Raw genomic sequence first — 25,062 nt, 5'->3', positions numbered from 1 at the left:
CGCTGGACCGGGACCCGGTGCGTCACGACGCTTTTGTTTTCAAGAACCGGGAGAAAGAACTCCAACCAACCCCTGCCAGCCTCCCCGGAGCGCGTCTCACTCACACGGGTGAACCGACCCAACTCAACTGGATTTCATGCCGGTTGCCTGGCATATGCTCGCCGCGACAACTCCAGACACAAGGCGGCCCCCGCCGGGACTCGCAATCCCGACGAGGGCCTGACCACGAGAAGGATCCAACTTCCCGATGGCTTTCCAGCACTCTAACGCTCCCTCGCGCGCCACGTACGGCGTTCAACACGCCAACGTCCGGCAGACCCGCAATTTCACGGTCGTCAGCAACGACCTGATCCGGCATCCGCACCTGTCGATGAACGCGCGGGCCCTCGCCTCGTACATCCAGTCGGTGCCCGCCGGCACTCCCGTCGGCATCAAAGCCCTGGCCAGGCAGCTCCCGCTCGGGGAGAGCGCGATCGGTAAGGCACTGCGCGAGCTGGTGGCGTACGGGTACCTCAGGCGGCTCGCGGAGCAGCGCCCGGACGGGCGGATCGTCACCCGGACGGTGTTCTACAACGACCCGAAGGCCGTCACCCCACCCGAGGGAAAGCCCGTACGGAGGCCGGACCCCACCTCGGAGCCGGAACCCGACCTGAAACCGGCACCCAACCCGGGATCCGACCCGGAACCGGCACCCCGGCCCCGGACGCCCCCAAAGCAGCCGGAGGCCCCTGCGCGGCCGAAACCACAGGTGGCGGCCCTCCCGGCGCCCCGCAACCCCGACAACCCGGCCCGCCGACAGCTGGCCGAGGAGCTCCTGGCCGAACTCCGCCGGGCCGACCCACGCCTGCTCCTCGGAGCGAGGGACGTCCAACGCCTCGCAGGCGGCGTCGAAGCCTGGCTGGAACGCGGGGCCACCCATCAGGCCGTGGCCAGCGCCCTCACCGCGAACCTCCCGGACCACCCCCGCAACCCGGCAGGCCTGATCGCCCACCGCCTGACGACCCAGCTCCCGCCCTTGCTGCCACCTCTGGCCCGCAGGGAGCCCTACGTCGCGCCGGACCCCTTCCAGACCTGCGGGAAATGCGACCGCGCCTTCCGCAGCCCAACCCCCGGCACCTGCAAGGGCTGCGCCCCCGCATGACCACCGCCCGCTACCGGGCGATGCGCGCCGCAGTCGAGCACATGCAGGACACCCTGCCCGGCAAGCTGGAGATCACCAGGGAAGGCATCGTCCACGACATGACGGCGCCCAACGGCCCTCACGAGCTGACGGCGGCCCGGATCAGCCGCCGCCTCGAGAAGGTGATGCCGGAAGAGGTCGTCGCCCACACCGGAGCCCCGGACGTGGAGGACGAGCCCCAGGGCATCCTGCGTCTGCCCGACATCATGCTGATCGCCGAGGCGGACATGGAGATCCCGGGGTCCTTCGACCCCCGCACCCTCATCGCCGCCCTCGAGGTCGTCTCCGCTCCAACCCGGACAACGACTGGGTCGGCAAGATGCGGGACTACCCGCTGCTCGGCATCCCGGTCTACGCGATCTTCGACCCCCGCACGGGCACGGGCTCCGTCCTGTCGGACATCCACAAGACCGCCGCCGGGCCGCGCTACGCGACGCGCAAGGACTTCGTGTACGGCGAGGACGTCACCATCGGCGACTGGACCATCTCCACGGTCGGCCTGCCCCTCTACGTATAGCGGCCCCCAGGCACCCATGCAGTTCCCCTGAAGCACCCGTGCGGGAAGTCGCTTGGCATTACGGTCGGTTCCACGTTCAGGCGGGGGAGGCAGGATGCTCCAGGAGTCGTTGACGGCGCTGGCCGCGGCGGGCGGGGCCGGAATCGTGCAGGCGGCAGGCACGGATGCCTGGGAGGGCGTACGGGACCGGGTCGCGCGGTGGTTCGGCCGTGCGGCCGAGCTGGAACGGCTGGACCGTACGGCCGCCGAGCTGGCCGCCGACGGCTCCGAACGGGCCCGGCTCCGCCAGGAGGGGATCTGGCAGACGCTGATCGAGCAGCGGTTGGAGAGCCTGGCCGAGCGTGAGCGGCAGCAGGCTGCCTCCGACTTGGAAACGCTGCTGACGCCGGGTGTGGCCTCGGCAGGCCGGGACATCACGATCCGGGCGGACAGCGGGTCGGCCGCTGCGAACGTGGTCTACGGGGGCATCCACATCAACCCCCCTCACCCGCCGGCTCCGTAACAGGGCTGACCGGACCGGCATCCGCGATCCAGATCGGCAACATCCCGCCGCAGGCGCTCCATTTCCAGGACCGCCCGCTGAACGGCGCCCGTGTCCTGGCCGGGATGGGCGGGGTCGGCAAGACCCAGATGGCCGCCGCGTACGCCCGAAGCACCCTGGCTGCGGGAGAGTTGGAACTGCTGGTCTGGGTCACCGCGAGCACCCGGAGCGCGATCGTGGAGGCCTACGCCGAGGCAGCGGCGCGCCTGCTCGGCCGCGACTTCGACGACCCCGAGAAGGCGGCTTCGGCGTTCCTTGCCCACTTGGAGCCCAAGCCCGATGCGGGGCCACGCCGTTGGCTCGTGGTCCTGGACGACCTGGCCGACCCCGCCGACCTGCGCGGTCTGCGGCCCCCGCCCGACCGCACCCTCATCACCACCCGCCGCCGCGACGCCGTCCTGACCGGGCCGGGCCGCCACGCGCGCGAGGTCGAGGTGTTCACCGAGGCCGAGGCGGTCGCGTACCTGTCCCACGGCAGGGCGGACGCCCCGGAGGAGATCGCAGGGCTGGCCCGTGACCTGGGATACCTCCCGCTGGCCCTCTCCCAGGCCGCCGCGTATCTCCTGGACGCGGGCCTGGACTGTGCGACCTATCGCGGCCGGCTGACGGACCGCGCCCGAAGCCTGGACCAACTGCTGCCGGAGCCCGGCGCCCTGCCCGACGACCAGGCCCACACCGTGGCCGCCGCCTGGTCCCTGTCCATCGACCGCGCCGACACCCTCCGCCCGGTGGGCATGGCCCGCCCGGCTCTCCAGCTCCTGTCCATGCTCGACCCGAACGGCATCCCGACCGCCATCCTGCCCGGCGAGGAAGCCTCGGCGGCGTTGCGGGCCCTGCACCGCCTGAGCCTCATCGACCACACCGGCCAGACCGTACGCGTCCACCAGCTCATCCAACGCGCAGCCCGTGACACCCTCACCCATGCCGAGTACGAGGACGTTGCGCGCATCGCCGCCGACGCGCTGCTCGACGCCTGGCCCGATATCGAACGTGACACGCAGCTCGCTCAGGCCCTGCGCGCGAACACTGCTGAGCTCACCACCCACGCCGAGGGCCCCCTGTACGGGCAAGGTCCGCATCGCCTGCTCTTCCGGGCAGGGAGAAGCCTGGGCGAATCTGGGCAAGTCTCAGCAGCCCGTGATCACTACCAGCGGCTCGCCGTAGCCGCGCACCGCCGACTCGGGCCGGACCACATCGGCACCCTCGCCGCCCGGAACAACCTTGCCCAGTGGCGCGGGCAGGCGGGTGATGCCGCCGGGGCGACCACTGCCTTCGAGGAGCTGCTGCCCGATCTGACACGCGTACTCGGGCCCGACCACCCGTACACCCTTCTCAGCCGCAACAACCTCGCCATGTGGCGGGGGCAGGCCGGGGACCCGTCCAGCGCGGTGGGAGCCCTGGAGGCTCTACTGCCCGAACTGATCTGCGTACTCGGGCCCGACGACCGCCATATCCTTTCCGTCTCCAGCCACCTGCATTACTGGCACGGCCAGGTGGGTGACCCGGCTGGAACCATGGCCGGCTTCGAGGAACTGCTGGCCCACCACTCGCGGGTACACGGCTCCGACCACCCCTATGCCCTGGCCACCCGAGTCAATCTCCACTACTGGCGTGGGCAGACAGGGGATGCCGCCGGGGCGGCCGCCGGTTTCGAAGAGCTGCTCCCCGAGCTGACGCGCGTACTGGGGCCCGAGCACCCGTACACCTTCACCACCCGCAACAACCTCGCCAACTGGCGCGGGGAGGCCGGGGACGCGGCCAGAGCGGCAGCGGGCCTGGAGGAACTACTGATCGACATGGTGCGAGTCCTGGGACCCGAGCATCCCGATACCCGCGGCGCCCTGCACAACCTCGCCTACTGGCAACAGCAGGCGGGGCCACCCACTGAGGAGTGACCCCGCCTGCCACCGGAGGCGGAGGCGGCTACGCGTCCGACAGCTTCGGCATTTCGCCCGTCGTCTTCGACATGTCGATCACCGCGAACGCCGCGCCCTGCTGGTCCGTCAGGGCGGCGAAGCGGCCGAACGGGCTGTCCATCGGGCCGAAGTGGAGCTTGCCGCCGTGCTTCTTCGCCTTGGCCACCGCCTCGTCGCAGTCCGGGACCCCGAAGTAGACCTGGATGTACGGGGGCATGTGCGCCGGGAAGTCGTCGCCCATCTTCATCCGGCCGAGGACCGGGTTCTCCGTGCCGCCGACGCTGAAGATCTTGAAGTCCATCCCCGCCATCTCGGGGTCGTCGCCCGGCTCCATCTTCTGGGCGCCGAGCGGGAAGACCTTCGGGAGGAACGCGTCCGCCTTCGCCGGGTCACGGGTGAAGACCTCCGCCCACGCGTACGCGCCCGGCTCCCCGATCTTCTCGAAGCCCTTGTGCTCGCCCGGCTGCCAGACGCCGAAGACCGCGCCGCTCGGTTCCTTCGCGATCGCCATCGTGCCGAAGGTGCCGACCTGCATCGGCTCCATCATCAGCTCGCCGCCGGCCGACTTGATCTTCTCGGCGGTGGCCGCCGCGTCGGGCGAGGCGAAGTACAGACACCACTGCGACGGCGCCTCGCCGCCCTGCATCGGCGGGACGACGGCCGCGACCGCCTTGCCGTCGGAGTAGGCCTGCGTGTAGTTGCCGTACTGGCTGGAGGCTTCACCGAAGGTCCATCCGAGCACGTCGGAGTAGAAGGCCTTGGCGCCCTCCACGTCCTTGAACATCGCGTCCACCCAGCACGGAGCGCCTTCCGGGAACTCAGCCATGATCGATCGACTCCTGTGTCGTCGTTTGTGTGTCGCGGGTCGCGTTTTGCGCGGTTCTCACGCTAGGGCCGCGGTGCGGCGACCGCGCGGGGAACGCGGCCACGCGGGAGGCTGGATCCATGGACATCACGATGCGGCTGGCCCAGCAGCCGGAGGCCGACGCGCTCCTCGGCCGCAGCCCGCTCGCCGCGCTCGTCGGCATGCTGCTGGACCAGCAGGTGCCGATGGAGTGGGCGTTCTCGGGGCCGTACACGATCGCCACGCGGATGGGGGCGGACGATCTGGACGCCCATGCCATCGCCGCCCAGGACCCCGAGGCCTTCGCCGCGCTGCTCTCCGAGAAGCCGGCCGTGCACCGCTACCCCGGTTCGATGGCGAAGCGGGTGCAGCAGCTGTGCGCGTACCTCGTGGAGCACTACGACGGGGACGCGGAGGCGATCTGGCGCGGCGTGGGCACCGGGGACGAGCTGCTGAAGCGTCTCAAGGAGCTGCCCGGGTTCGGCGAGCAGAAGGCCCAGATCTTCCTGGCCCTGCTCGGCAAACAGCTGGGCGTGCGCCCCAAGGGCTGGCGCGAGGCGGCCGGCGGCTACGGGCAGGCGAACGTCTACCGCTCGGCGGCCGACATCACCGGGCCGGAATCCCTGGCGAAGGTGCGGGCGCACAAGCAGGAGATGAAGGCCGCCGCCAAAGCCGCCAAGGCGGAGAAGAGCATCGACTGACCGACCGGGGTTGACCGAGATTGACCGGGAATTTATGGCGCCAATTGGCCCCTGCTGCCGGTCAAACGGCCGGGTAGATTCATGATCATGACGAACGAGAAGAACGAGATCCTGACCCGCGCCGCCACCGCCGAGACCATCACCGACGGTCCCGGCAGCGTCATCACCCTCCTCACGGACACCGCCGAACTCACCTGCAACACCGCCACCTTCGACGAGGGCGCGGCCGGCGCCCCCGTCCACTTCCACACCAAGGCGACCGAGTTCTTCCACGTCACCGCCGGCCGGCTCGACGTACTCGTAGGCGACGAGGTCAGGACCCTCACCGCCGGGGACTTCCTGTCCGTCCCGGCGGGCGTGAAGCACGCCTTCGCGCCCTCCCCGGGGCACACGGCGAGCGTCTTCGTCGGCTTCACGCCCGGCATGGGCCGCTTCGACTACTACCGGCTGCTCGGCCGGGTCCGCGCGGGCGAGGCCACCGTCCAGGACATCATCGACAGCCAGCCCACGTACGACAACCACTACGCGGAGAGCGACGCCTGGGCCGGCCGCCTGCGCAGCGCCGACGCGTAGACCTCGTCCGCGTCGAGGCGCCGCAGCTCCTCCGCGATCAGCTCGGCCTTGCTGCGGATCTTCAGGGCCACCTTGCGGTCGGGGCTGCCCGGCAGGACCAGCGTGGCCAGCGCCCCGTCCGGGCGGTTCACCGTGATCTCCCCCTCCGGGCCGTCCAGCCGGACCCGCGTGATCACCGGTCCGTCCGTGGTGACCCGGTCCACCGGCACCCCCAGCCGGTCCTCGAGCCAGCGGGCCAGCAGCTCGGCGCTCGGGTTGTCGGCCTCGCTCTCCACCGCCCCGCCCGTCACCGGCAGCGGCTTCTGGTCCATCGCGGCGGCCAGCAGCGCCCGCCACGGCGTCAGCCGGGTCCACGCGAGATCGGTGTCCCCCGGGGCGTACGAGGCACCCCGCGCGTCCAGGACCGCGACCGGGTCGGCGGCGGCCTCCGCGTCGGTGATCCGGCGCTGCGCCAGCGCGCCCAGCGGGTCCCGCGCCGGGTCGGCGGGTGCGTCGCCCGGCCACCACGCCACCACCGGCGCGTCCGGCACCAGCAGCGGGAGGACGACCGAGCCCGCCTGCTCGGTGAGCGCCCCGTGCAGGCGCAGCAGCACGATCTCCCCGGTCCCGGCGTCCGAGCCGACGCGCAGCTCGGCGTCCAGGCGGGTCTGGCGCAGCTTCTGCGGGCCGCGCGAGGTGCGCTTGATCACCGCGATGATGCGGCACGGGTGTTCGCGCGAGGCCTCCGAGGCCGCGCGGACGGCGTCGTACGCGTTCTCCTCGTCGGTCGCTATGACGAGCGTCAGCACCAGGCCCATCGTGGGGCTCCCGATGGCCCGGCGGGCCTCGAGCAGGGCCCGGTCGATCTTGCTGGACGTGGTGTCGGTGAGTTCGGTCCGCATGGGGCGAAGTCTGTCAGCGACGGAGCCCCGGGCGGCACCCCGGCTGCGGATCCGGCCGCCGAATCCGTCACTTGGGTCGCCTCGCCGTCACTTGGGCCGCCTCGCCGTCCCCTGCGCCGCTCCGTCGCCACCCGCGCGACCGGCGCGCTTCCCCCTCACCTCCCCGTCACCTCCGCCGCTTCGCCGTCCCGAACAGCGACCGCGAGATCTCCCGCCCCAGCTGGGTCCCGACCGACCGGGCCAGTGAGCGGAACAGCCCGCTCCCCACCACCTGCCGGGCCAGCGACGGATCCGCCTTCGGTGCGCTGCGCGCCGCCTTCGCGGCCTCCTTGGCCTGCTTCTCGGACGCTGCCTCGGACGCGGCCGCCTCCGCCGCCGCCTCGGCCGCAGCCTGCTCGGCGCTGATCTTCTCGTACGCCGACTCGCGGTCGACCGCCTCCGCGTACCGCGCGTGCAGCGGCGAGGACTTCACGGCCGTGTCCAGCGCCGCCGCGTCGATCGGGCCCATCAGCGACTGCGGGGCGCGCAGCCGGGTCGCCGCCACCGGGGTCGGGGCGCCCTTCTCGCTGAGTACGGTGACCACCGCCTCGCCCGTCCCGAGCCCGGTCAGCAGCTCCTCCAGGTCGTACGGGGAGTTGGGGAAGGTCTTCACGGTGGCCTTCAGCGCCTTCGCGTCGTCCGGGGTGAAGGCGCGCAGCGCGTGCTGCACCCGGTTGCCGAGCTGCGCGAGGACGTCCCCCGGCACGTCCTTGGGGGTCTGCGTCACGAAGAAGACGCCGATCCCCTTCGAGCGGATCAGCCGCACCGTCTGGGTGATGGACTCCAGGAAGGCCTTGGAGGCGCCGTTGAACAGCAGGTGCGCCTCGTCGAAGAAGAAGACGAGCTTGGGCCGTTCCAGGTCGCCGACTTCCGGCAGGTCCGTGTACAGGTCGGCCAGCAGCCACATCAGGAACGTGGAGAAGAGCTGCGGCTTGTCCTGGACCGCCGGGAGTTCCAGTACGGAGACCAGCCCGCGCCCGTCGGCGGCCGTCCGCAGGAATTCGCTCGTGTCGAACTCCGGCTCGCCGAAGAACTCCGCGGCGCCCTGCTGCTCGAACGCGGTCAGGGAACGCAGGATCACCCCGGCCGTCACCGTGGACAGCCCGCCGATGCCCTTGAGCTCGGCTTTCCCCTGGTCGGAGACGAGGAAGGCGACGACCGCCCGCAGGTCCTTGAGGTCGATCAGCTCCAGGCCCTTGGTGTCGGCGTAGTGGAAGATCAGGCCGAGCGACTGCTCCTGGGTCTGGTTGAGCTGGAGCACCTTCGACATCAGCACCGGGCCGAAACTCGTCACGGTGGCCCGGAGCGGAATGCCGGGACCGATCCCGCCCAGCGAATAGAACTCGCTGGGGAATCCGTTGGCCTCCCACTCCTGGGCGACTTCCTTCGCCCGTTCCGTGATCTTCTCGTTGGGCGTGCCGGCGGCCGAGATCCCGGAGACGTCCCCCTTGATGTCGGCGAGGAACACCGGGACGCCGTTCGCCGACAGTTGCTCGGCGATGAGCTGCAGGGTCTTCGTCTTGCCGGTGCCCGTGGCGCCCGCGACCAGGCCGTGGCGGTTGAGCATCGACAGCGGGATGCGGATCTGCCGGTCCGGCAGGCAGGTGCCGTCCCAGAGCAGGGCACCCAGTTCGAGCGCGGGTCCGGTGAAGGCGTACCCGGCGGCGATCTGGTCGGCCGGGGACGCGGGGTCGGTGCTCTCGCTCATACATCACTCCCGAAATAGCCCTGTCTGCCACTTTTGCACCGGCATAGCGAGGCTGCGCCCGCAGGCACCGGCCCGGTAGGCTTTCCGTGTGATCTTCAAGCGCATCGGAAACGGGCGGCCGTACCCCGACCACGGCAGGGAAACCACCCGGCAGTGGGCGGATGTCGCCCCGCGCCCGGTCCGGCTCGACCAGTTGGTGACGACCAAGGGGCAGCTGGACCTCGAGACGCTGCTGGCCGAGGACTCCACGTTCTACGGGGACCTCTTCGCCCACGTCGTGAAGTGGCAGGGCGACCTGTACCTGGAGGACGGCCTGCACCGCGCCGTGCGCGCGGCCCTGCAACAGCGCCAGGTGCTGCACGCCCGCGTCCTCGAAATGGACTACTGACGCCGGGAACGCCGGGGACACACCGGGGCGAGGCCCGCCGGGCGAGGCGACACCTGAGCTCTGAAACCTGAGCCCTGAGACCCGAGCTCTGAGACCCGAGCCCTGCGCGTTCCGCTTTCGCGTAAATTGCGCCTTTCGGGTCGGTCTTGCCCTATCAACAGATCATTTGGTGGGCATCGGCAGCAGGCGGTATTACGCTGCGCCCATGAGCATGCTCACTCCCCCCGGCATGGGCGGAAAGTACCGCGTCACGGGAGCGGCTTACCCCCGCATGAGCCGACCCCGGCGGCGCCGGCGGATCGTCCTCACCGCGCTCGGAGCAGTCCTCGGTCTCGCCCTGCTGGGCTACGGAACCCTGCAGCTCATGAACGTGTTCCGCGGCGGGAGCGGGAAGCCCGTCGCGGCGGGCAAGGACTGCGCGACCCCGAAGCCCAGGGCGGGCGCCGAGGCGGCCGCCAGCCCCGCCGCCAAACCGGCTGTCGCACTGCCCCAGCCCGGCCAGATCACGGTCAACGTCTACAACGCGACCCCGCGCGCGGGGCTCGCCAAGGCGGTCGCCGACGAGCTGAAGAAACGCGGCTTCACCGTCGCCAACGTCGGCAACGCCCCTGCCGACTTCGACAAGAAGGTCCCCGGGACGGGGATACTGCTCGGCTCGCCCAAGACCGACAAGGCGGCCTTCTCCGTACTGGGCACCCAGCTCGAGGGCGATACGCAGCAGACCGATGCGCGCGAGGGCGCGGACATCGACCTGATCCTCGGGGACGCCTTCAAGGAGCTCAGCCCGAAGGAGGCGGCGGACAAGGAGCTGGCCCTGCTGGCCAACCCCCAGCCCGCGCCCGCCAAGACCTGCTGACCCCCCTGACACGAACAGCCGGCCGCCTTCGCAGGCGGCCGGCTGTCGGCCGTACGGGTACCGGTACGGGTAGGGGGCCGTCGGCCTACTCGGCCGAGCCGTACATGCGGTCGCCCGCGTCGCCCAGGCCCGGCACGATGTAGCCGTGCTCGTTGAGCCGCTCGTCCACCGCGGCCGTCACGACCGTCACCGGCGTGCCCGCGAGGTCGCGCTCCATGACCTCGACGCCCTCGGGCGCGGCCAGCAGCACCACGGCGGTGACGTCGTCGGCGCCGCGCTTGATCAGTTCCTGGATCGCCGCGACGAGCGTGCCGCCGGTGGCGAGCATCGGGTCGACGACGTAGACCTGCCGCCCGGAGAGGTCCTCCGGCATGCGCGTCGCGTACGTGGAGGCCTCGAGGGTCTCCTCGTTGCGGACCATGCCCATGAAGCCCACCTCGGCGGTCGGCAGCAGCCGCATCATGCCGTCCAGCATGCCGAGACCGGCGCGCAGGATCGGCACGACCAGCGGGCGCGGGTGCGAGAGCTTCACGCCGGTGGTCGGGCCGACCGGCGTGACGATGTCGGCCTGCTCGGTGCGCACGTCACGGGTTGCCTCGTACGCGAGGAGGGTCACCAGCTCGTCGGCGAGCCGACGGAAGGTGGGGGAGTCGGTGCGCTTGTCGCGCAGGGTGGTCAGTTTGTGCGCCACCAAGGGGTGATCGACGACCTGCAAACGCACAACATCCTCCAAGGCTCAGCTGCCGGGTTTCGACCTGCGACCTGCAAAAACGGCCGCACTTTTTCGCGACCCACGGGCAAAAGGCTACGCGGTGTGCGCACCCCCGTGCGTCCGAACCGGCAGCCGCGCCCGAACGTGCCTGCGGGCGGGCCTGCGGGCGGCCTGCGGATGCGACCCGCCCGGCCGCCCAGCACGCTGGACTGATGAGCAACGCACCGGTGGTCGCGGCGGTCGACGGATCCGATCACAGCCTCCGAGCGCTGGAATGGGCGCGGACCGCGGCGCTCCGCCACCGCACCGGTCTCGTCGTCGCGCACGTGCTGCCCGATTCCGCCCAGCTCTATGCGGCGCGCCGCTCCTCCCTCGCCGACCCCTCGCAGCCGGAGGAGTACGCCGACCCCGTCGGCGAACGGGTGCGGGGCATCCTGGCCGAGACCCCCGAACTGCCGGAGGAAGTGCGGTACGACGCCCTGGAGGGCTCCGTGCCGGAGGCCCTGCGGGTGAGCGGGGAGGGTGCCCTGATGCTGGTGATGGGCTCCCGGGGGCGCGGCGGCTTCGCGGCCCTGCTGCTCGGCTCGAACAGCCGCGCCCTGGCCTCGACGGCGGCGTGCCCGGTGGTGGTGGTCCCGCACGCGGCGCGGAGCGCGCCGGCCGAGCCGTCCGACGGGTCTGCCGGTTCCGCCGGCCGGGTGGTGCTCGGCCTGCACGCCGCCGAGACCGCGGACGACGTACTGGCCTTCGCCTTCGCGGAGGCGGCCGCACGGGGGACCACCGTCCAGGTGGTCTCGGCGTACGCGATCCCGCCGGCGCCGACGCTGGTGATGGACAGCCCCTTCCAGGTGATCCCGCCGGAGGGGCTGGCCGACGACGGGAACGCGGTCCCGGCGGAGCGGGAGATGCTGCGCTCCCAGACGGAGCGGCTGGCGCCGTTCCGGGCCCGGTGGCCGCAGGTGCCGGTCGAGCAGGCGGCGGTCCCGGGCGACGCGGCGGAGCGCCTGGTGACGGCCTCCCGGTCGGCGGCCCTGGTGGTGGTCGGCCGCCACCACCCGCGGCGCAGCGTCGGGCACCTGATGATCGGCTCGGTGGCCCACGCGGTGCTCCACCACGCGCACGGCCCCGTGGCGGTGGTCCCCACCCTGTCGGACGACTCGTAACCCTTCTGAGCTGCGACGGGGTGGCATCAATCGGCCCGTCCGGGGGAAGGTGGGGTGCGGGGGGTCTGCTTCGCGCCGGCGGAGGAGGACGACCGGATCAGCCTGGGGTGGTGGCCGATGCCCGACACGCAGCCGAGCCGGGAGAACGACGCGCCGGAGACGGCGGCGCAGCGCAGGGCGCGCCGTGCGCAGTTCCTGCGCGACCTGATGGAGGCGCGTGCCCTGCGCGACCGCGTACAACCCCGCCGCGCCCGCGCCGCCCGCATGCGCCAGCAGATGCGCATGCGCACCTTCCGCTGGTAAACCCGGGTCCGCTTCCGCTGGTAAACCCGGGTCCGCCGGGCACATCCAACGGCGCCGGGCAAAATCCAGCCCCGCCGGCGTTTGAGGCGCGGGGGTCCGGGGGCAGAGCCCCCGGCAACGGCGCCGCGCCGAGGAGGTCCGCGGGATCGTGGGCGGGCCCGCAAGGCCGCCTCGCCGCGCCCCGGCAACCCCCACGGCAAGCGGCACGGCACGACGCAAGCGCGGAAGACCTCTCGCAAAGCCGCCGTTTCTGCCACGATGCCGATTGGGCGGGGCACGAAACGGCGAGCAGGACAGCCGTTCCAACCCTTCCCACCTCCGGCCGGGGGGACCTCCAACCGGCACGCCTATGACCAGTGGGAGAGTCACGGTGTACTTCGCCGCACTGCTCGCGCGCACCGAAGACGGGTGGGAAGCGAGCGACATGGAACTCGACGACGTCGAGTCCCTGAGTGATCTGATCGATCTCGCCCGTGCCGCCGCTGTCGACGACGACACGGTGGTCGCCCTCATCGAGCAGGAGGACGCCTGGTTCGGCGTCGTCCGCGTGGACGGCGAGGAGGACCCGCGGTACTACGTGTCGAACGCCTCCGCGGCCTCCCGCAGCTCCTACGGCTCGATGCTGACCGACGAGCTGCTGGGCAGCGACGAGGAGGACGACGAACTCGACGAACTGGACCTGGACGGCACCGAGGACGGCGAGGAGGACACGATCGCCGCGTTCGCCGACGCCGACGACGACGGGGACGAGGAGGACTCGCCCGGCGCGGAACCGGTGCCGGCCGGTCCGCTCGGCGACCCCCGGCTGCTCGACGACCTCGGCGTCAGCCACAAACAACTGATGACCCTCGACGGGGACGCCCTCTCGGAGATCGCCGATTCCCTCGGCGCCACCGAGGTGCTGGAGGCCGTCCGCTAGTGATCACCACGCACCACCCCCTGCAGGGCCCCGATCCCGTACGGGACCCGTGGCGGGACTCCATGCGCCTGGCGCTCCAGGAGGCCGCCCGGGCGGTGCCGGCCGGCGACGTGCCGGTCGGCGCCGTCGTGCTGGGCCCGGACGGGGAGGTCCTCGCCACCGGGTACAACGAGCGCGAGGCCACCGGCGACCCCACGGCGCACGCCGAAGTGCTGGCGCTGCGCCGGGCGGCCGCCCGGCTCGGTGAATGGCGGCTTCCGGGGTGCACCCTCGTGGTGACCCTGGAGCCGTGCGTGATGTGCGCGGGCGCGCTCGTGCAGTCGCGGGTGGCACGGGTCGTCTACGGCGCCGACGACGAGAAGGCGGGAGCCGCGGGGTCGCTCTGGGACCTCGTACGGGACCGCAGGCTCAACCACCGTCCCGAAGTGGTCCGCGGCGTGCTCGCCGAGGAATGCGCGCGGCAGCTCACGGACTTCTTCCGCGACCTCTGAGGCGGCTCGGGGACCCTCGGGGACACCGATTTCATTTGATGCGGATCCGTAGGCTAGGATCCATCTCGGTAGTGTGTCCGAGTGGCCGAAGGAGCTCGCCTCGAAAGCGAGTATGGGGCAACCCATCGGGGGTTCAAATCCCTCCACTACCGCTTCGACCGGAAGCCCCGCCCCGCAAGGGACGGGGCTTTCGGCGTGTCCGGGCGCTCCCGGTCTCGTCCGGCACTCTCCCGGCACGCCCGGCACGCCCGGCACGTCTCGGTGCGTCCGGCGCCTTCGGCGCGCCCCGACGCGTCTTTACGGATGACGCCCGCGTGACCGTGTGCCCTGCTCTGCCGTTGTCACGGCATGACCAAGACCCAGCGCATGCTCGCCGCCTTCGCCCTCGCGGGGGCCGCCGCGGGCCTCGCCGCACCGGCCGCCTCCGCCGCCCCCACGGCCCCGATCGCCCTCCCGGACCTGCCGCAGGCCGCCCCGGGCATGCCGGAAGGGGCGACGCCGGGTTCCGTCCAGGAGCTCGGCGACAGGGTCATCCCGGGGGTCAACCAGCTCAATCAGCTGATGAACCTGCCGGACCAGCTGTGGCCCGTGGTCTCGCCGGTGGCGCCCGTCCTGGACCTGCTCGGCGCCGTCCAATAGCCGGAACGGCAGCCCGTACGGGACGGTCCGCACCGCCGGTACGTCGAAGGCCCCGACCGGGGTCGGGGCCTTCGACGTACGGGCGGGGGAAGTGGCATCGGGGGGACAAGCCACCTCCCCCGACGAGGACGGAACCTGCCAGTCCGGGCCGCAGTCAGGGGGAAGCTTGCGGCTCGGACCCCGCAGTGAGGTCCTGTCCCTCACCCACCGGTTTCCTGCCAGAACCGGTGGGCTCGTCTTCAATGCTGCGCCACCCGCGGCCGCCCGCCCCGCGGCAAAGGACCCGGACCACCGGGTCATTGGTCCATAAAGACCTGGTCAGTGTCCGAACCCGTCCGGATAGACTCACCCGACTGCGCAGGACCGGTTGGGGAGGCCGACACCGCTCATGGACACCAAGAAGATGATCACGGGTGGGCTCGTCATATTCGTGCTCTTCGTGATCATCACCCAGCCGGTGAAGGCGGCCGACATCGTGAAAATAGGCTTCCAGGGCATTTCGGACGCGGCCCACGGCATCGGCGCGTTCATGACCGAATTGGTGCGCTGAACCCGTACGCTGACGCGGCTTCCGGACAGACCGGCCCTCCACTCCGACGGGTGGGGGGCTTTTGCATTCCCGCACCCCGTGAGGGACCTATCCAAAACACCCCATTATGCCCAACTTGCCCTCAACACGGTGATATACGGTGCTTGCACACAGTGCACATGTCTTGTGATGCTATGACCGCTTTTGACGGATGAGTTGATACATGAAGGGGTGGCGTGACCGTGCCGGCCAGTACTGCGCCTCAGGTGCCACCCCAGCAGGATCCCCAGCACGGCCCGGAGCGCGAAGTGACGCACGGCCCGCAGGGCGCCTCGCACGCCCCCCAGCACGCCCCTCAATGCGCCCCTCAGTGCGCCCCTGAGCACGACGCTCCGCGCCACGCCCCGCACGGCGCCCCCCGCGAGGCCCAGCCGGACTCCCAGGTCCCGCCCCAGCAGGACTCCCCGGAGGAGCCTCCGGCGGCCCCGAGACCGCAGAGCCGGGGCGCTGACACCCGGGCCCTCACCCAGGTCCTGTTCGGGCAGCTGAAGGGCCTTCAGCCGGGCACGAGCGAGCACCACCGGGTGCGCGGGGCCCTCATCGAGGCGAACCTTCCGCTCGTCCGGTACGCGGCCGCCCGCTTCCGCAGCCGCAACGAGCCGATGGAGGACGTCGTCCAGGTCGGCACGATCGGCCTCATCAACGCGATCGACCGGTTCGACCCCGACCGCGGGGTGCAGTTCCCGACCTTCGCGATGCCGACCGTCGTGGGCGAGATCAAGCGGTACTTCCGCGACAACGTCCGCACCGTCCACGTGCCGCGCCGGCTCCACGAGCTGTGGGTCCAGGTGAACGCCGCCACCGAGGACCTCACCACCCTGCACGGCCGCACGCCGACCACGCCCGAGATCGCCGAGCGGCTGCGGATCACCGAGGACGAGGTGCTGTCCTGCATCGAGGCCGGGCGCAGCTACCACGCCACCTCGCTCGAGGCCGCCCAGGAGGGCGACGGGCTGCCGGGCCTGCTGGACCGCCTCGGCTACGAGGACCCCGAGCTGGCCGGGGTCGAACACCGGGACCTCGTACGGCACCTGCTCGTACAGCTGCCCGAACGTGAACAAAGGATCCTGCTGCTGCGGTACTACAACAACCTGACGCAGTCGCAGATCAGCGCCGAGCTCGGGGTGTCGCAGATGCACGTGTCCCGGCTGCTCGCCCGCAGCTTCGCCCGGCTCCGATCCGCAAACAGGATCGAGGCGTAGCTGAAACGGGTGGAGATCGTTCCTCCGTTTCCCACGGAATGGGCTCATTCCGCTCTGTCGCTGGAGATATATGTCGACTTGGCGCTACAGCGCGTTGCCGACATGTGACATTCTGCTGGAACCGCGTTTGCCGCAGCCCCGCCTCCGGTATTCAGGTGGAGGCTGCGTTCCTCCGACGGGCGCGCCGTACGCGACCGTCCGCGACCTCAAGGGGGTGGCATGTCCGTAGACCAGGGCAGCTCCAAGGTGCTCACACTCGTCAAGAGCGCTGCGCCGACAGCACCTGCAGTGCCTGCACTGCCTGCAGCGCCTGTCCGCTCGGAAGCCATCGACACCCGCACCCTCTCCCGCTCCCTCTTCCAGCGACTTGCCGCCCTGGACGCGGACAGCCCCGAACGGGCGTACGTACGCGACACCCTGATCGAGCTGAACCTGCCCCTGGTGCGGTACGCCGCCGCTCGCTTCCGCAGCCGGAACGAGCCGATGGAGGACATCGTCCAGGTCGGCACGATCGGCCTGATCAAGGCGATCGACCGGTTCGACTGCGAACGCGGCGTGGAGTTCCCGACGTTCGCGATGCCGACCGTCGTGGGCGAGATCAAACGATTCTTTAGGGACACCTCCTGGTCCGTGCGCGTCCCGCGCCGGCTCCAGGAACTGCGCCTCGCCCTCACCAAGGCCAGTGACGAGCTCGCCCAGAAGCTCGACCGCTCGCCGACGGTGCCGGAACTGGCCGCGGTGCTCGGGGTGTCGGAGGAGGACGTCGTCGACGGCCTCGCCGTGGGCAACGCGTACACCGCCTCCTCGCTCGACTCGCCCTCACCCGAGGACGAGGGCGGCGAGGGCTCGCTCGCGGACCGCCTCGGCTACGAGGACACGGCGCTCGAGGGCGTCGAGTACCGCGAGTCGCTGAAGCCGCTGCTCGCCAAACTCCCGCCCCGGGAACGGCAGATCATCATGCTGCGGTTCTTCGCGAACATGACGCAGTCGCAGATCGGCGAGGAGGTCGGCATCTCCCAGATGCACGTCTCCCGGCTGCTCACGCGCACGCTGGCGCAGCTCCGGGTGGGCCTGATCGGCGAGTAGTCACCGAGGGCGGGGTTCCCATCTGACACGCAGTCAGTCACACTACCGCGATGCCGCGAAGGGAACGCCGAGCCGCCCTCACCCCGCTCACGCTGCTCGTACTGGCCGCCGCATGCCTGACCGGGTGCGGCGGCCCGGCACGTGACGGCTACGCCGCCGCGGGCGCCGTCGCCCCCGGCCCGGAGCGCCGCGCGGGCGACAACGTCGCGCCCGGGGCGCCGGTGGAGTTCCAGCAGCTGGCCGGATCGGCCCCGTCCTCCACCACGAGTACGTCGGCCAGTACCCCGGGTCCGCAGAGTCCTGCCGCCTCCGCCCGGAGCGGAGCCACGACCACCCCGCCCGGGACCACGCCACCCGGGGCCAACCCGCCCGGGACCACGCCGCCACCCCAGCCCCCGTCCGAGGCGGCCCCGCCCGCCCCCGCCCCGGGAACCCCGACACCCAAGCCGGGGACGACACCCCCGGCCACGCCGGCGAGGCTGACCGTGAGCCCGCCGACCCGCACCCCGGCGGCGGACCGCTGGTGCGAGAACGTCACGGTGGCGTTCACCAACACGGGGACGACGCCGACCCGTTCAGGCACGGTGTCCTTCGCGACGCACATCATCGGCGCCCTCGGCATCGACTGGGCCACGATCACCACGAACCAGCCCCTGCCGACCCCCATCCCCGGCGGCACGACGAAGACGCAGACCTACACGGTCTGCGTCGAATCCTGGCGAGTCCCGCTGGGCATGCACATGGAGACCCGATCGACGACAGCCACCTGGACGTAACAGGGCCATCACCGGCCCCGCCAGCGTTCGAGGCGCGGGGGTCCGGGGGCAGAGCCCCCGGCTGCCACGGCGGCGCGCCCGACCAGGGTCCGGGGCAGGCCCCGGCAAAAGGAGAAAGGGCGGGGCGGGGAGAGAGAGCACGCGCAGCGACCCGGCAGGGCTACCGCAGGGCCAGCCAGGCCACCACCCCGATCAGCGCCAGGGCGGCGATCCCCACCCCCAGCCACATCCCGGCCTTCGACCCGGACCCCGAAGCAGCCTGCGTCTGCCGCCGCCGAGACCCCGGAGCGGTCGGCCCCGGCGCGACCGGCGCGGCCTCCTCGACGAACGCCCGGAACATCTGAGTGCTGCCCGCGGGGTCGTAGTTGCCCTCGGGGCCCTGTGAGTTGTGGTTCGCAGCCATGCCTCAGGACCCTAGCGGGTTTTCCGATTCCTTTACCGCCCCACCCCCTCGATTCATTTGCCTGTAGCAACCAATCGATTCTATGGTTGCCCTAAGCAACAACATGAGGAGAGGAGGGCCGATGACCACCCATGCGCCGCAGGCACCCCACGCACCACCTGCACGCCGGACGCCGCAGGCACCATCGCCGCCCCACCCCACCCGCTACGAGGAACTGGCCCGCCAGCTCACCGGCATCGGCGCAGTCAAGCGCGACCTCGCCCGCAGGCTCCCTGCGGACTGCCCGCCGGGCTCCGCCGCCGTCCTCACCCTGCTCGACCGCCACGGCGAAATGCGGCTCAGCCGCCTCGCCGACCTCATGGCCATCGACATCTCGGTGACCAGCCGCCACGTCGCCCACGTCGCCGACCGCGGGTGGATCACCCGCGACATCGACCCCGGCGACGGCCGCTGCCGCATCCTGCGGCTCACCCCGGCCGGCCACGCGCTCCTCGCAGAGCTCGGCGCCCGCTACACCAGCGCGCTGGAGAAGGCCCTGGCCGACTGGTCCGCCCACGACATCGACGTACTGAACACCCTGCTGACCCGGCTCCGATCGAGCTTCTAGACAAAGGAACCACATGGCGACGACCGCACCCACCGGCGTGCAGGAAGGCAGCCGGTCACAGACCACTCCCCATTCCACACCCGCCCCCATGACCCACCCGCAGATCATGAAGGCGCTGTCCGGGCTGATGCTCGGCATGTTCGTGGCGATCCTGTCGTCCACGATCGTCTCCAACGCCCTGCCGCAGATCATCAGCGACCTCGGCGGCACCCAGTCCTCCTACACCTGGGTCGTCACCGCCGCCCTGCTGTCGATGACGGCGGCGACCCCGCTCTGGGGCAAGCTGTCCGACCTCTTCAGCAAGAAGCTGCTGGTCCAGATATCCCTGGTGATCTACGTCCTCGGCTCCGTGGTCGCGGGCCTGTCCCAGAACACCGGCATGCTCATCGCCTGCCGCGTGGTCCAGGGCATCGGCGTCGGCGGCCTGTCGGCCCTCGCCCAGATCGTGATGGCCGCGATGATCTCCCCGCGCGAGCGCGGCCGGTACAGCGGCTACCTCGGCGCGGTCTTCGCCGTCGCCACCGTCGGCGGCCCGCTGCTCGGCGGCGTCATCACCGACACCTCGTGGCTCGGCTGGCGCTGGTGCTTCTACGTCGGCGTGCCGTTCGCGGTCATCGCCCTGATCGTCCTCCAGCGGACCCTGCACCTCCCGGTCGTCCGCCGCGACGTCAAGGTCGACTGGCTCGGCGCCTTCCTGATCAGCGGGGCCGTTTCCCTGCTCCTGATCTGGGTCACGCAGGCCGGCGACTCGTACGACTGGATCTCCTGGACCACCGCGGCGATGACCGGCGGCGCCGTCGTGCTCGGCCTGCTCTTCCTCCTCGTCGAGTCCAAGGCGAGCGACCCGATCATCCCGCTGCGCCTGTTCCGCAACAAGACCATCACCCTCGCCTCCGCCGCCTCGCTCTTCGTCGGCATCGCGATGTTCTCGGGCACGGTCTTTTTCAGCCAGTTCTTCCAGTTGGCCCGCAACGAGTCCCCCACGATGTCCGGAATCCTCACGATTCCGATGATCGGCGGGCTCTTCGTCTCCTCCACGGTTTCCGGTCAGGTGATCACCAAGACCGGCAAGTGGAAGGCCTGGCTCGTCTCCGGCGGCGTCCTGCTGACGGCCGGCCTCGGACTGCTGGGCACCCTGCGGTACGACACCCCGTACTGGCACATCGCGATCTACATGGCGCTGACCGGACTCGGCCTCGGCATGATGATGCAGAACCTTGTCCTCGCCACCCAGAACCAGGTGGCCCCCGAGGACCTGGGCGCGGCCAGCTCGGTCGTCACCTTCTTCCGCTCGCTCGGCGGCGCCGTGGGCGTCTCGGCGCTCGGCGCGGTCATGGCCAACCGGGTGACCCACTACGTCAAGGACGGGCTGGCCGCACTCGGCCCGAAGGCCGCGGCGATGGGCCACGGCGGCACCGCCGGCGGCGGGATCCCCGACCTCGACAAGCTGCCCGCGCCGTTCCGCACGGTCATCGAGTCCGCGTACGGGCACGGCGTCGGCGACGTCTTCCTCTACGCCGCGCCCACCGCGCTGCTCGCGCTCGTCCTGGTGCTGTTCATCAAGGAGGTCGCGCTGAAGTCGAAGCCGGCCGCCCACGCCCCGACGGCGTCGGCATCCGCGGCGACGGCCGCGGCGGAATAGCGACACCGGGCAACACCGGACCCCCGTCGGGCCGCCTCCCCCCTGTTCAACAGGACGGGCGGGGCACCCGGCGGGGGTTTTCTACGTCCCCGGCCGGGCGGCGGCCTTCGCCTCGATGCCCGCGATCAGCACGTCGAGCGCGAGGACGAAGTCCCCGTCGGGCACCCGCCGGGCGGCGCCCCCGCACCCGTGCAGGAACTGCGAGACGGCCAGGTGCGCGCCGGTCCGGCAGGCGCCCGCCAGGCCGGTGGCGTCGAGCAGCCGCTGCAGGGCGGAGTCGAAGGCTCGGGCGTGCGGGCCGATGTTCGGGTACGCGGCGGTCAGCGGAGCCACCCACGGGTGCTCCGCCAGCAGCCGCCGGTAGCCGCAGGCCAGCGACCGCAGCCGGCCGGGCCAGCCCTCCTGGGCCGGGTCGGCCGGTGCGCTCCGGGGCAGCGGAAGCTCGCCCAGGGCGCGGTCCAGGGCGAGTTCGAGCAGATCGTGCTTGGTGTCGACGTACCAGTACAGGGACATCGCGGTGACCCCGAGCCCGGCCGCGAGCCGCCGCATCGAGAACCGGGCCAGCCCCTCGGCATCGAGCAGCCGTACGGTGGCGCCGGTGATCCGCTCCCGGTCGAGGCCGGAGGGCGCCTCGGTGCGGCGTCTGGCGGGTGCGGTGTGCCCGCCGGCCAGCCAGACGCTGGTCCGGGCCTTGCCGGGATCGGCCGCGGTCACCATGGAGGCACCCTCCTCACGACAGCTGGATCAGCCCGGAATGCCCGGTCCGCCCACTTGATGCTAGAGGGTGCCCCTCGCGTTTCGGCAGGATCAGGACGGGGCGGACGTGCCGTTCAGGGGGGCGGTCAGGTCGTAGAACGTGGCTCCGCCGACCGTCGTGGACCTGAAGTTGGCCTTGACCCAGCTCGAGATGGCGCTGCTGGTGCCGCCGCCCGGGCCGCCGCCGCGCATGGCCTGCCCCTCGCCGCCGGCGCTGCCGTTGTCACCGATGAAGTAGTGGACCTTGCCGGTGCGCACGTACTCCTGGAACTTGGCGAGCGTCGGGGACGGGTCGCTGCCGTTGAACCCGCCGATCGGCATCACCGGCTCACCGGAGGCCAGCTGGTAGCTCGCCGCGTTCTGCGCACCGATGGCGGCTGCCGCCCAGGTGTACTTCTCGGCGTCCTTGCGCAAGGCCGCCGTGGCCTCCTTGCTGGCCTTGGTGCCGTTCAGCAGGCCGCCGGGACCGCCGCCGGCGTTCTGCGGGCCACGCGCACCGCGCCCGCCGGCGGCCGGGCCGCCCTGGCCGCCCTGGCCGCCCTGGCCGCCCTGGCCGCCGGGGAACTGCCGGGGCCCGCCCTGGACGTTGCCCTGGGGGCCACCGCCCTGGATCCCGCCCTGCCGGCCCTGCCCTTGCTGCCCCGGCTGGCCCTGCTGGCCCTGCCGGCCCTGCTGGCCCTGCTGCGGCATGCCGCCCTGCGGGGCCGCGCCGGGCGGGAGTTCACCGGCGCCGAAGAACCGCATGCCCATGCCGCCCCGGCCGCCCGAGACCGCGGGCCCGGCCGTCACGATCGACCCGCCGCGCGTGGAGTCCACGGTGGTCAGGCAGTACGCGAGGGGACCGGCCAGCGCCGCGCCCAGCCCGAGCGCCGCCGCGCCCAGTACGAACCTCCGGCCGAGCCGCGCGCCGAGGAGCAGCCCCGCGGCCGCCACCAGACCGGCCACGAGGACCGTCCAGCGCAGCCACGGCAGGTATCCGGTCGCGCGGCCGAGCAGGACGTACGACCACCACGCGGTCAGGGCGAGGGTCCCCGACAGGGTGAGCGCGGCGGCCTTGCCGCCCCGCTCCTCCCACAGCATGGCCACGCCCATGCCCACCAGCGCGGCCACGAACGGCGCCAGCGCCACGGTGTAGTACTCGTGGAAGATGCCCTGCATGTAGCTGAAGACGAGCGCCGTGATCAGCAGGGCGCCGCCCCAGACCAGGAAGGCCGCGCGGGCCATGCTCTCCAGGGAGTCGGTGGCACGCCGGGCGCGCCAGGTGATCACCAGTCCGGTGACGAGCATGACGAGGGCCGCCGGGAGCAGCCAGGAGATCTGCCCGCCGATGTTGGCCGAGAAGAGCCGGTCGATGCCGGTCTCGCCCCAGCCCCCGCCACCCCCGCCACCGCCGCCGCCCGGGCGTGCTCCGCCGCCCACGCTGCCGGTCTCGTTGCCGTTGATCCGGCCGAGGCCGTTGTAGCCGAGGGTCAGCTCGAGGAAGGAGTTGGTCTGCGAGCCGCCGATGTACGGGCGGGAGGACGCGGGCCAGAGCTCCACGATCGCGACCCACCAGCCGCCGGCCACGACCATGGCGGCTCCGGCGAGCAGCAGCTGGCCCAGTCGGCGGCGCAGCCGGGTCGGCGCGCAGACGGCGTACACGAGGGCGAGCGGCGGCAGGATGACGAAGGCCTGCAGGGTCTTGGTCAGGAAGGCGAAGCCGACTGCGACGCCGGCCCAGACGAGCCACTTGGTGTGGGCTCCGTCGAGGGCGCGCAGGACGCAGTAGACGGTGACGGTCAGCAGCAGGGTCAGCAGCGCGTCGGGGTTGTTGAAGCGGAACATCAGCGCGGCGACCGGGGTGAGTGCGAAGACCGTTCCGCTGAGCAGTGCGGCCGCGGGCCCGAAGTGCCGGCGTACGGCGGCGTAGAGCACGGCGGTGGTGCCGACCCCCATCAGGGCCTGCGGGACGAGGATCTGCCAGCCGCCGAGCCCGAACAGCCGGACGGACAGCGCCATCGGCCACAGGGCGGCCGGCGGCTTGTCGACGGTGATGGAGTTCCCGGCGTCGGAGGAGCCGAAGAAGAAGGCCTTCCAGCTCTCGCTGCCCGCCTGGACGGCCGCGGAGTAGAAGGAGTTGGCGTAGCCGGAGGCTCCCAGGTTCCACAGCAGCAGGACGGCGGTGGCCAGCAGGAGCGCCGCGTACGCGGGGCGCTCCCAGCGGGGGCGCCGCGCGGCCGCGGCACCGGCCGTGGCGCTCGGCGCGGTCGAGGAGGTCGGGGAAGTCGGGGAAGTCGGGGAAGTCGGGGCGGTCGGGGCCCGTTCGGGGAACGGGGAGTCCATGGGTGGTACGGCCGTGGTCATCGGGTGTCGTCCTTCGCGGGAGTGGCGCGCCGCTCGGGGAAGACCCAGGCGCGGAAGAGCAGGAACCTCAGCACGGTTGCGGCGAGGTTGGCCGTGATCAGCACGGCCAGTTCGGTGCTGTGGGAGGGGTCGGCCGTGGCGGCGCCGAGAGCGGCGAGCGACCCGCTGGTCAGGGCCAGCCCGACGCCGAACACGACGAGGCCCTGGGCCTGGTGGCGGACGGCCCGGTCACGGCCGCGGACGCCGAAGGTGAGCCGGCGGTTGGCGGCGGTGTTGGCGACGGCGGAGACCAGCAGGGCGCCGGCGTTGGCGAGCTGCGGTCCGGCGCCGAGCCGGAAGAAGGAGTACAGGGCGAGGTAGGCGAGCGTGGACAGCACCCCGATGACGCAGAAGCCGAGGAGTTGGCGGGCCAGCCCGCGGGGCACGCCGGGCAGGGCGCTGCGGTCGCGCGGGTCGTCCCCGAAGGGGCGGGCGAGCCGGTCGAGCGGCAGCGCACCGACGGCCAGGGCCCGGCCCACCCGCCACATCCCCTTGAGGTCCTCGGTCGCCGTGCTCACGATGTGCACGGTGGAGTCCGGGTCGTCCACCCAGTCCACCGGCACCTCGTGGATCCGCAGCCCGGCCCGCTCGGCGAGCACCAGCAGCTCGGTGTCGAAGAACCAGCCCGAGTCCTCCACCAGCGGCAGCAGCCGTTCCGCGACCTCCCGCCGGATCGCCTTGAACCCGCACTGCGCGTCGCTGAAGCGGGCGGCGAGGGAGGAGCGCAGCAGCAGGTTGTAGGCGCGGGAGACGAACTCGCGCTTGGCGCCGCGCACCACGCGCGAGGAGGGGGCGAGGCGGGTGCCGATGGCGAGGTCGGAGTGCCCGGAGATGAGCGGGGCGACCAGCGGCAGCAGCGCGTTGAGGTCGGTGGACAGGTCCACGTCCATGTACGCGAGGACGGGTGCCTCGGAGTGGGACCAGACGGTGCGCAGGGCACGGCCGCGGCCCTTCTCCTCCAGCCGGGTGCTGCGTACTCCGTCGACGGTGGCGGCCAGGCCGGCCGCGACCTCGGGGGTGCGGTCGGTGCTCGCGTTGTCGGCGATCGTGATGCGGAAGGGGTACGGGAACGTACCGGTGAGGTGATCGTGGAGCCGGCGCACACACGGGCCGAGGTCCTGCTCCTCGTTGAAGACCGGGATCACCACGTCGAGTACGGGCTCGCCGGGCACGGGCGCGAGGTGCGCCCGTGCCGGAAGGGCGCCGGAGGAGGTGTCGGTTGGCATGCACCGACCCTCTCCGGGCGAG

The 25,062-nt window shown here is 71.7% G+C and carries 26 protein-coding genes, 1 tRNA gene and 1 pseudogene; 20 read left to right on the top strand and 8 right to left on the bottom strand.

What is annotated here, in order from left to right:
- The first annotated feature begins 247 nt into the window (after window positions 1-247).
- The 4 genes and pseudogenes from ACZ49B_RS16385 (at window position 248) to ACZ49B_RS16370 (ending at window position 4,133) form a co-directional block, all read left to right on the top strand.
- A complete protein-coding gene (locus ACZ49B_RS16385; protein WP_468305908.1) occupies window positions 248-1,141 on the top strand; it encodes a helix-turn-helix domain-containing protein in 894 nt (297 codons plus the stop codon).
- Window positions 1,138-1,697: pseudogene (locus ACZ49B_RS16380) on the top strand (Uma2 family endonuclease). The gene ACZ49B_RS16385 and the pseudogene ACZ49B_RS16380 overlap by 4 nt, the downstream one beginning before the upstream one ends.
- 94 nt (window positions 1,698-1,791) lie before the next feature.
- Window positions 1,792-2,199 carry a hypothetical protein gene (locus ACZ49B_RS16375; RefSeq protein WP_468305906.1) on the top strand — a complete coding sequence of 136 codons (408 nt, stop codon included), beginning with the start codon at window positions 1,792-1,794 and terminating at the stop codon, window positions 2,197-2,199.
- 104 nt (window positions 2,200-2,303) lie between these two features.
- Window positions 2,304-4,133 carry a tetratricopeptide repeat protein gene (locus tag ACZ49B_RS16370; protein ID WP_468305904.1) on the top strand — a complete coding sequence of 610 codons (1,830 nt, stop codon included), beginning with the start codon at window positions 2,304-2,306 and terminating at the stop codon, window positions 4,131-4,133.
- Window positions 4,134-4,161: 28 nt separating this feature from the next.
- Here the strand turns inward: ACZ49B_RS16370 and ACZ49B_RS16365 are convergent, their stop codons facing one another.
- A complete protein-coding gene (locus ACZ49B_RS16365; RefSeq protein WP_468305901.1) occupies window positions 4,162-4,980 on the bottom strand; it encodes a VOC family protein in 819 nt (272 codons plus the stop codon).
- Between the two features lie 119 nt (window positions 4,981-5,099).
- On the opposite strand from ACZ49B_RS16365, the gene ACZ49B_RS16360 reads away from it, so the two are divergent.
- Together ACZ49B_RS16360 and ACZ49B_RS16355 are read left to right on the top strand one after the other, a co-directional pair.
- The gene (locus tag ACZ49B_RS16360) at window positions 5,100-5,699 is read left to right on the top strand and encodes an HhH-GPD-type base excision DNA repair protein (protein WP_468305900.1); all 600 of its coding nucleotides are present in this window, start codon (window positions 5,100-5,102) and stop codon (window positions 5,697-5,699) included.
- An 87-nt stretch (window positions 5,700-5,786) separates the two neighbouring features.
- The gene (locus ACZ49B_RS16355; RefSeq protein WP_199828095.1) at window positions 5,787-6,272 is read left to right on the top strand and encodes a cupin domain-containing protein; all 486 of its coding nucleotides are present in this window, start codon (window positions 5,787-5,789) and stop codon (window positions 6,270-6,272) included.
- Here the strand turns inward: ACZ49B_RS16355 and opcA are convergent.
- Window positions 6,221-7,153 carry a glucose-6-phosphate dehydrogenase assembly protein OpcA gene (gene opcA / locus ACZ49B_RS16350; protein WP_468305897.1) on the bottom strand — a complete coding sequence of 311 codons (933 nt, stop codon included), beginning with the start codon at window positions 7,151-7,153 and terminating at the stop codon, window positions 6,221-6,223. The two genes, ACZ49B_RS16355 and opcA, sit on opposite strands and share 52 nt — an antisense overlap.
- 166 nt (window positions 7,154-7,319) lie before the next feature.
- Window positions 7,320-8,900, bottom strand: a complete 1,581-nt coding sequence (locus ACZ49B_RS16345) for a helicase HerA-like domain-containing protein (RefSeq protein ID WP_468305895.1) — start codon at window positions 8,898-8,900, stop codon at window positions 7,320-7,322.
- An 88-nt stretch (window positions 8,901-8,988) separates the two neighbouring features.
- Here ACZ49B_RS16345 and ACZ49B_RS16340 point away from each other — a divergent pair, with 88 nt between their 5' ends.
- Both ACZ49B_RS16340 and ACZ49B_RS16335 read left to right on the top strand, forming a co-directional pair.
- On the top strand, window positions 8,989-9,288 hold the full coding sequence (locus tag ACZ49B_RS16340; RefSeq protein ID WP_030160221.1) for a type II toxin-antitoxin system VapB family antitoxin: 300 nt from the start codon (window positions 8,989-8,991) through the stop codon (window positions 9,286-9,288).
- A 205-nt stretch (window positions 9,289-9,493) separates the two neighbouring features.
- Window positions 9,494-10,144 (top strand): LytR C-terminal domain-containing protein, encoded by a 651-nt coding sequence (locus ACZ49B_RS16335; protein WP_468305892.1) that lies wholly within the window; start codon window positions 9,494-9,496, stop codon window positions 10,142-10,144.
- 85 nt (window positions 10,145-10,229) lie between these two features.
- On the opposite strand, the gene upp is transcribed toward ACZ49B_RS16335, so the two are convergent.
- Entirely contained in the window at window positions 10,230-10,865 is a 636-nt protein-coding gene (gene upp, locus ACZ49B_RS16330; protein WP_030160225.1) for a uracil phosphoribosyltransferase, read from the bottom strand.
- 203 nt (window positions 10,866-11,068) lie between these two features.
- Here upp and ACZ49B_RS16325 point away from each other — a divergent pair, with 203 nt between their 5' ends.
- From ACZ49B_RS16325 to ACZ49B_RS16280, 10 genes are all read left to right on the top strand, one after another.
- The gene (locus ACZ49B_RS16325) at window positions 11,069-12,019 is read left to right on the top strand and encodes a universal stress protein (RefSeq protein ID WP_468305890.1); all 951 of its coding nucleotides are present in this window, start codon (window positions 11,069-11,071) and stop codon (window positions 12,017-12,019) included.
- A 117-nt stretch (window positions 12,020-12,136) separates the two neighbouring features.
- Window positions 12,137-12,322, top strand: coding sequence for a hypothetical protein (locus ACZ49B_RS16320; RefSeq protein ID WP_030292405.1), 186 nt, complete (start codon window positions 12,137-12,139; stop codon window positions 12,320-12,322).
- A gap of 370 nt (window positions 12,323-12,692) precedes the next feature.
- Complete coding sequence (locus tag ACZ49B_RS16315) at window positions 12,693-13,241, top strand: tRNA adenosine deaminase-associated protein (protein ID WP_468306170.1); 549 nt, start codon at window positions 12,693-12,695, stop codon at window positions 13,239-13,241.
- A 62-nt stretch (window positions 13,242-13,303) separates the two neighbouring features.
- Entirely contained in the window at window positions 13,304-13,732 is a 429-nt protein-coding gene (tadA, locus tag ACZ49B_RS16310) for a tRNA adenosine(34) deaminase TadA (RefSeq protein ID WP_468306167.1), read from the top strand.
- 67 nt (window positions 13,733-13,799) lie between these two features.
- Window positions 13,800-13,884: transfer RNA gene (locus tag ACZ49B_RS16305), tRNA-Ser, on the top strand.
- Window positions 13,885-14,080: 196 nt separating this feature from the next.
- Window positions 14,081-14,371 carry a hypothetical protein gene (locus ACZ49B_RS16300; protein ID WP_468305887.1) on the top strand — a complete coding sequence of 97 codons (291 nt, stop codon included), beginning with the start codon at window positions 14,081-14,083 and terminating at the stop codon, window positions 14,369-14,371.
- 388 nt (window positions 14,372-14,759) lie between these two features.
- On the top strand, window positions 14,760-14,921 hold the full coding sequence (locus ACZ49B_RS16295; RefSeq protein ID WP_266995657.1) for a hypothetical protein: 162 nt from the start codon (window positions 14,760-14,762) through the stop codon (window positions 14,919-14,921).
- A 287-nt stretch (window positions 14,922-15,208) separates the two neighbouring features.
- Window positions 15,209-16,162, top strand: coding sequence for an RNA polymerase sigma factor SigF (locus ACZ49B_RS16290; RefSeq protein WP_468306164.1), 954 nt, complete (start codon window positions 15,209-15,211; stop codon window positions 16,160-16,162).
- Window positions 16,163-16,381: 219 nt separating this feature from the next.
- A complete protein-coding gene (locus ACZ49B_RS16285; RefSeq protein WP_468305885.1) occupies window positions 16,382-17,248 on the top strand; it encodes an RNA polymerase sigma factor SigF in 867 nt (288 codons plus the stop codon).
- 50 nt (window positions 17,249-17,298) lie between these two features.
- On the top strand, window positions 17,299-18,024 hold the full coding sequence (locus ACZ49B_RS16280; RefSeq protein ID WP_468305882.1) for a hypothetical protein: 726 nt from the start codon (window positions 17,299-17,301) through the stop codon (window positions 18,022-18,024).
- Window positions 18,025-18,184: 160 nt separating this feature from the next.
- Here the strand turns inward: ACZ49B_RS16280 and ACZ49B_RS16275 are convergent, their stop codons facing one another.
- A complete protein-coding gene (locus ACZ49B_RS16275) occupies window positions 18,185-18,427 on the bottom strand; it encodes a hypothetical protein (protein WP_468305880.1) in 243 nt (80 codons plus the stop codon).
- Window positions 18,428-18,641: 214 nt separating this feature from the next.
- On the opposite strand from ACZ49B_RS16275, the gene ACZ49B_RS16270 reads away from it, so the two are divergent.
- Together ACZ49B_RS16270 and ACZ49B_RS16265 are read left to right on the top strand one after the other, a co-directional pair.
- Window positions 18,642-19,034 carry a MarR family winged helix-turn-helix transcriptional regulator gene (locus ACZ49B_RS16270; RefSeq protein WP_468306161.1) on the top strand — a complete coding sequence of 131 codons (393 nt, stop codon included), beginning with the start codon at window positions 18,642-18,644 and terminating at the stop codon, window positions 19,032-19,034.
- An 88-nt stretch (window positions 19,035-19,122) separates the two neighbouring features.
- Complete coding sequence (locus ACZ49B_RS16265) at window positions 19,123-20,676, top strand: MDR family MFS transporter (RefSeq protein ID WP_468305878.1); 1,554 nt, start codon at window positions 19,123-19,125, stop codon at window positions 20,674-20,676.
- Window positions 20,677-20,757: 81 nt separating this feature from the next.
- On the opposite strand, the gene ACZ49B_RS16260 is transcribed toward ACZ49B_RS16265, so the two are convergent.
- The 3 genes from ACZ49B_RS16260 to ACZ49B_RS16250 all read right to left on the bottom strand — a co-directional run bounded on the left by ACZ49B_RS16260 (window position 20,758) and on the right by ACZ49B_RS16250 (window position 25,040).
- On the bottom strand, window positions 20,758-21,393 hold the full coding sequence (locus ACZ49B_RS16260; protein WP_468305875.1) for a TetR/AcrR family transcriptional regulator: 636 nt from the start codon (window positions 21,391-21,393) through the stop codon (window positions 20,758-20,760).
- A 90-nt stretch (window positions 21,394-21,483) separates the two neighbouring features.
- Window positions 21,484-23,775, bottom strand: a complete 2,292-nt coding sequence (locus tag ACZ49B_RS16255) for a glycosyltransferase family 39 protein (RefSeq protein WP_468305873.1) — start codon at window positions 23,773-23,775, stop codon at window positions 21,484-21,486.
- On the bottom strand, window positions 23,772-25,040 hold the full coding sequence (locus ACZ49B_RS16250) for a bifunctional glycosyltransferase family 2/GtrA family protein (RefSeq protein ID WP_468305871.1): 1,269 nt from the start codon (window positions 25,038-25,040) through the stop codon (window positions 23,772-23,774). The genes ACZ49B_RS16255 and ACZ49B_RS16250 overlap by 4 nt, the downstream gene beginning before the upstream one ends.
- Window positions 25,041-25,062 lie beyond the last annotated feature (22 nt).

The sequence above is a fragment of the Streptomyces sp. NPDC031132 genome, assembly GCF_055570595.1.
This window is presented reverse-complemented; position numbering and strand designations above follow the sequence as displayed.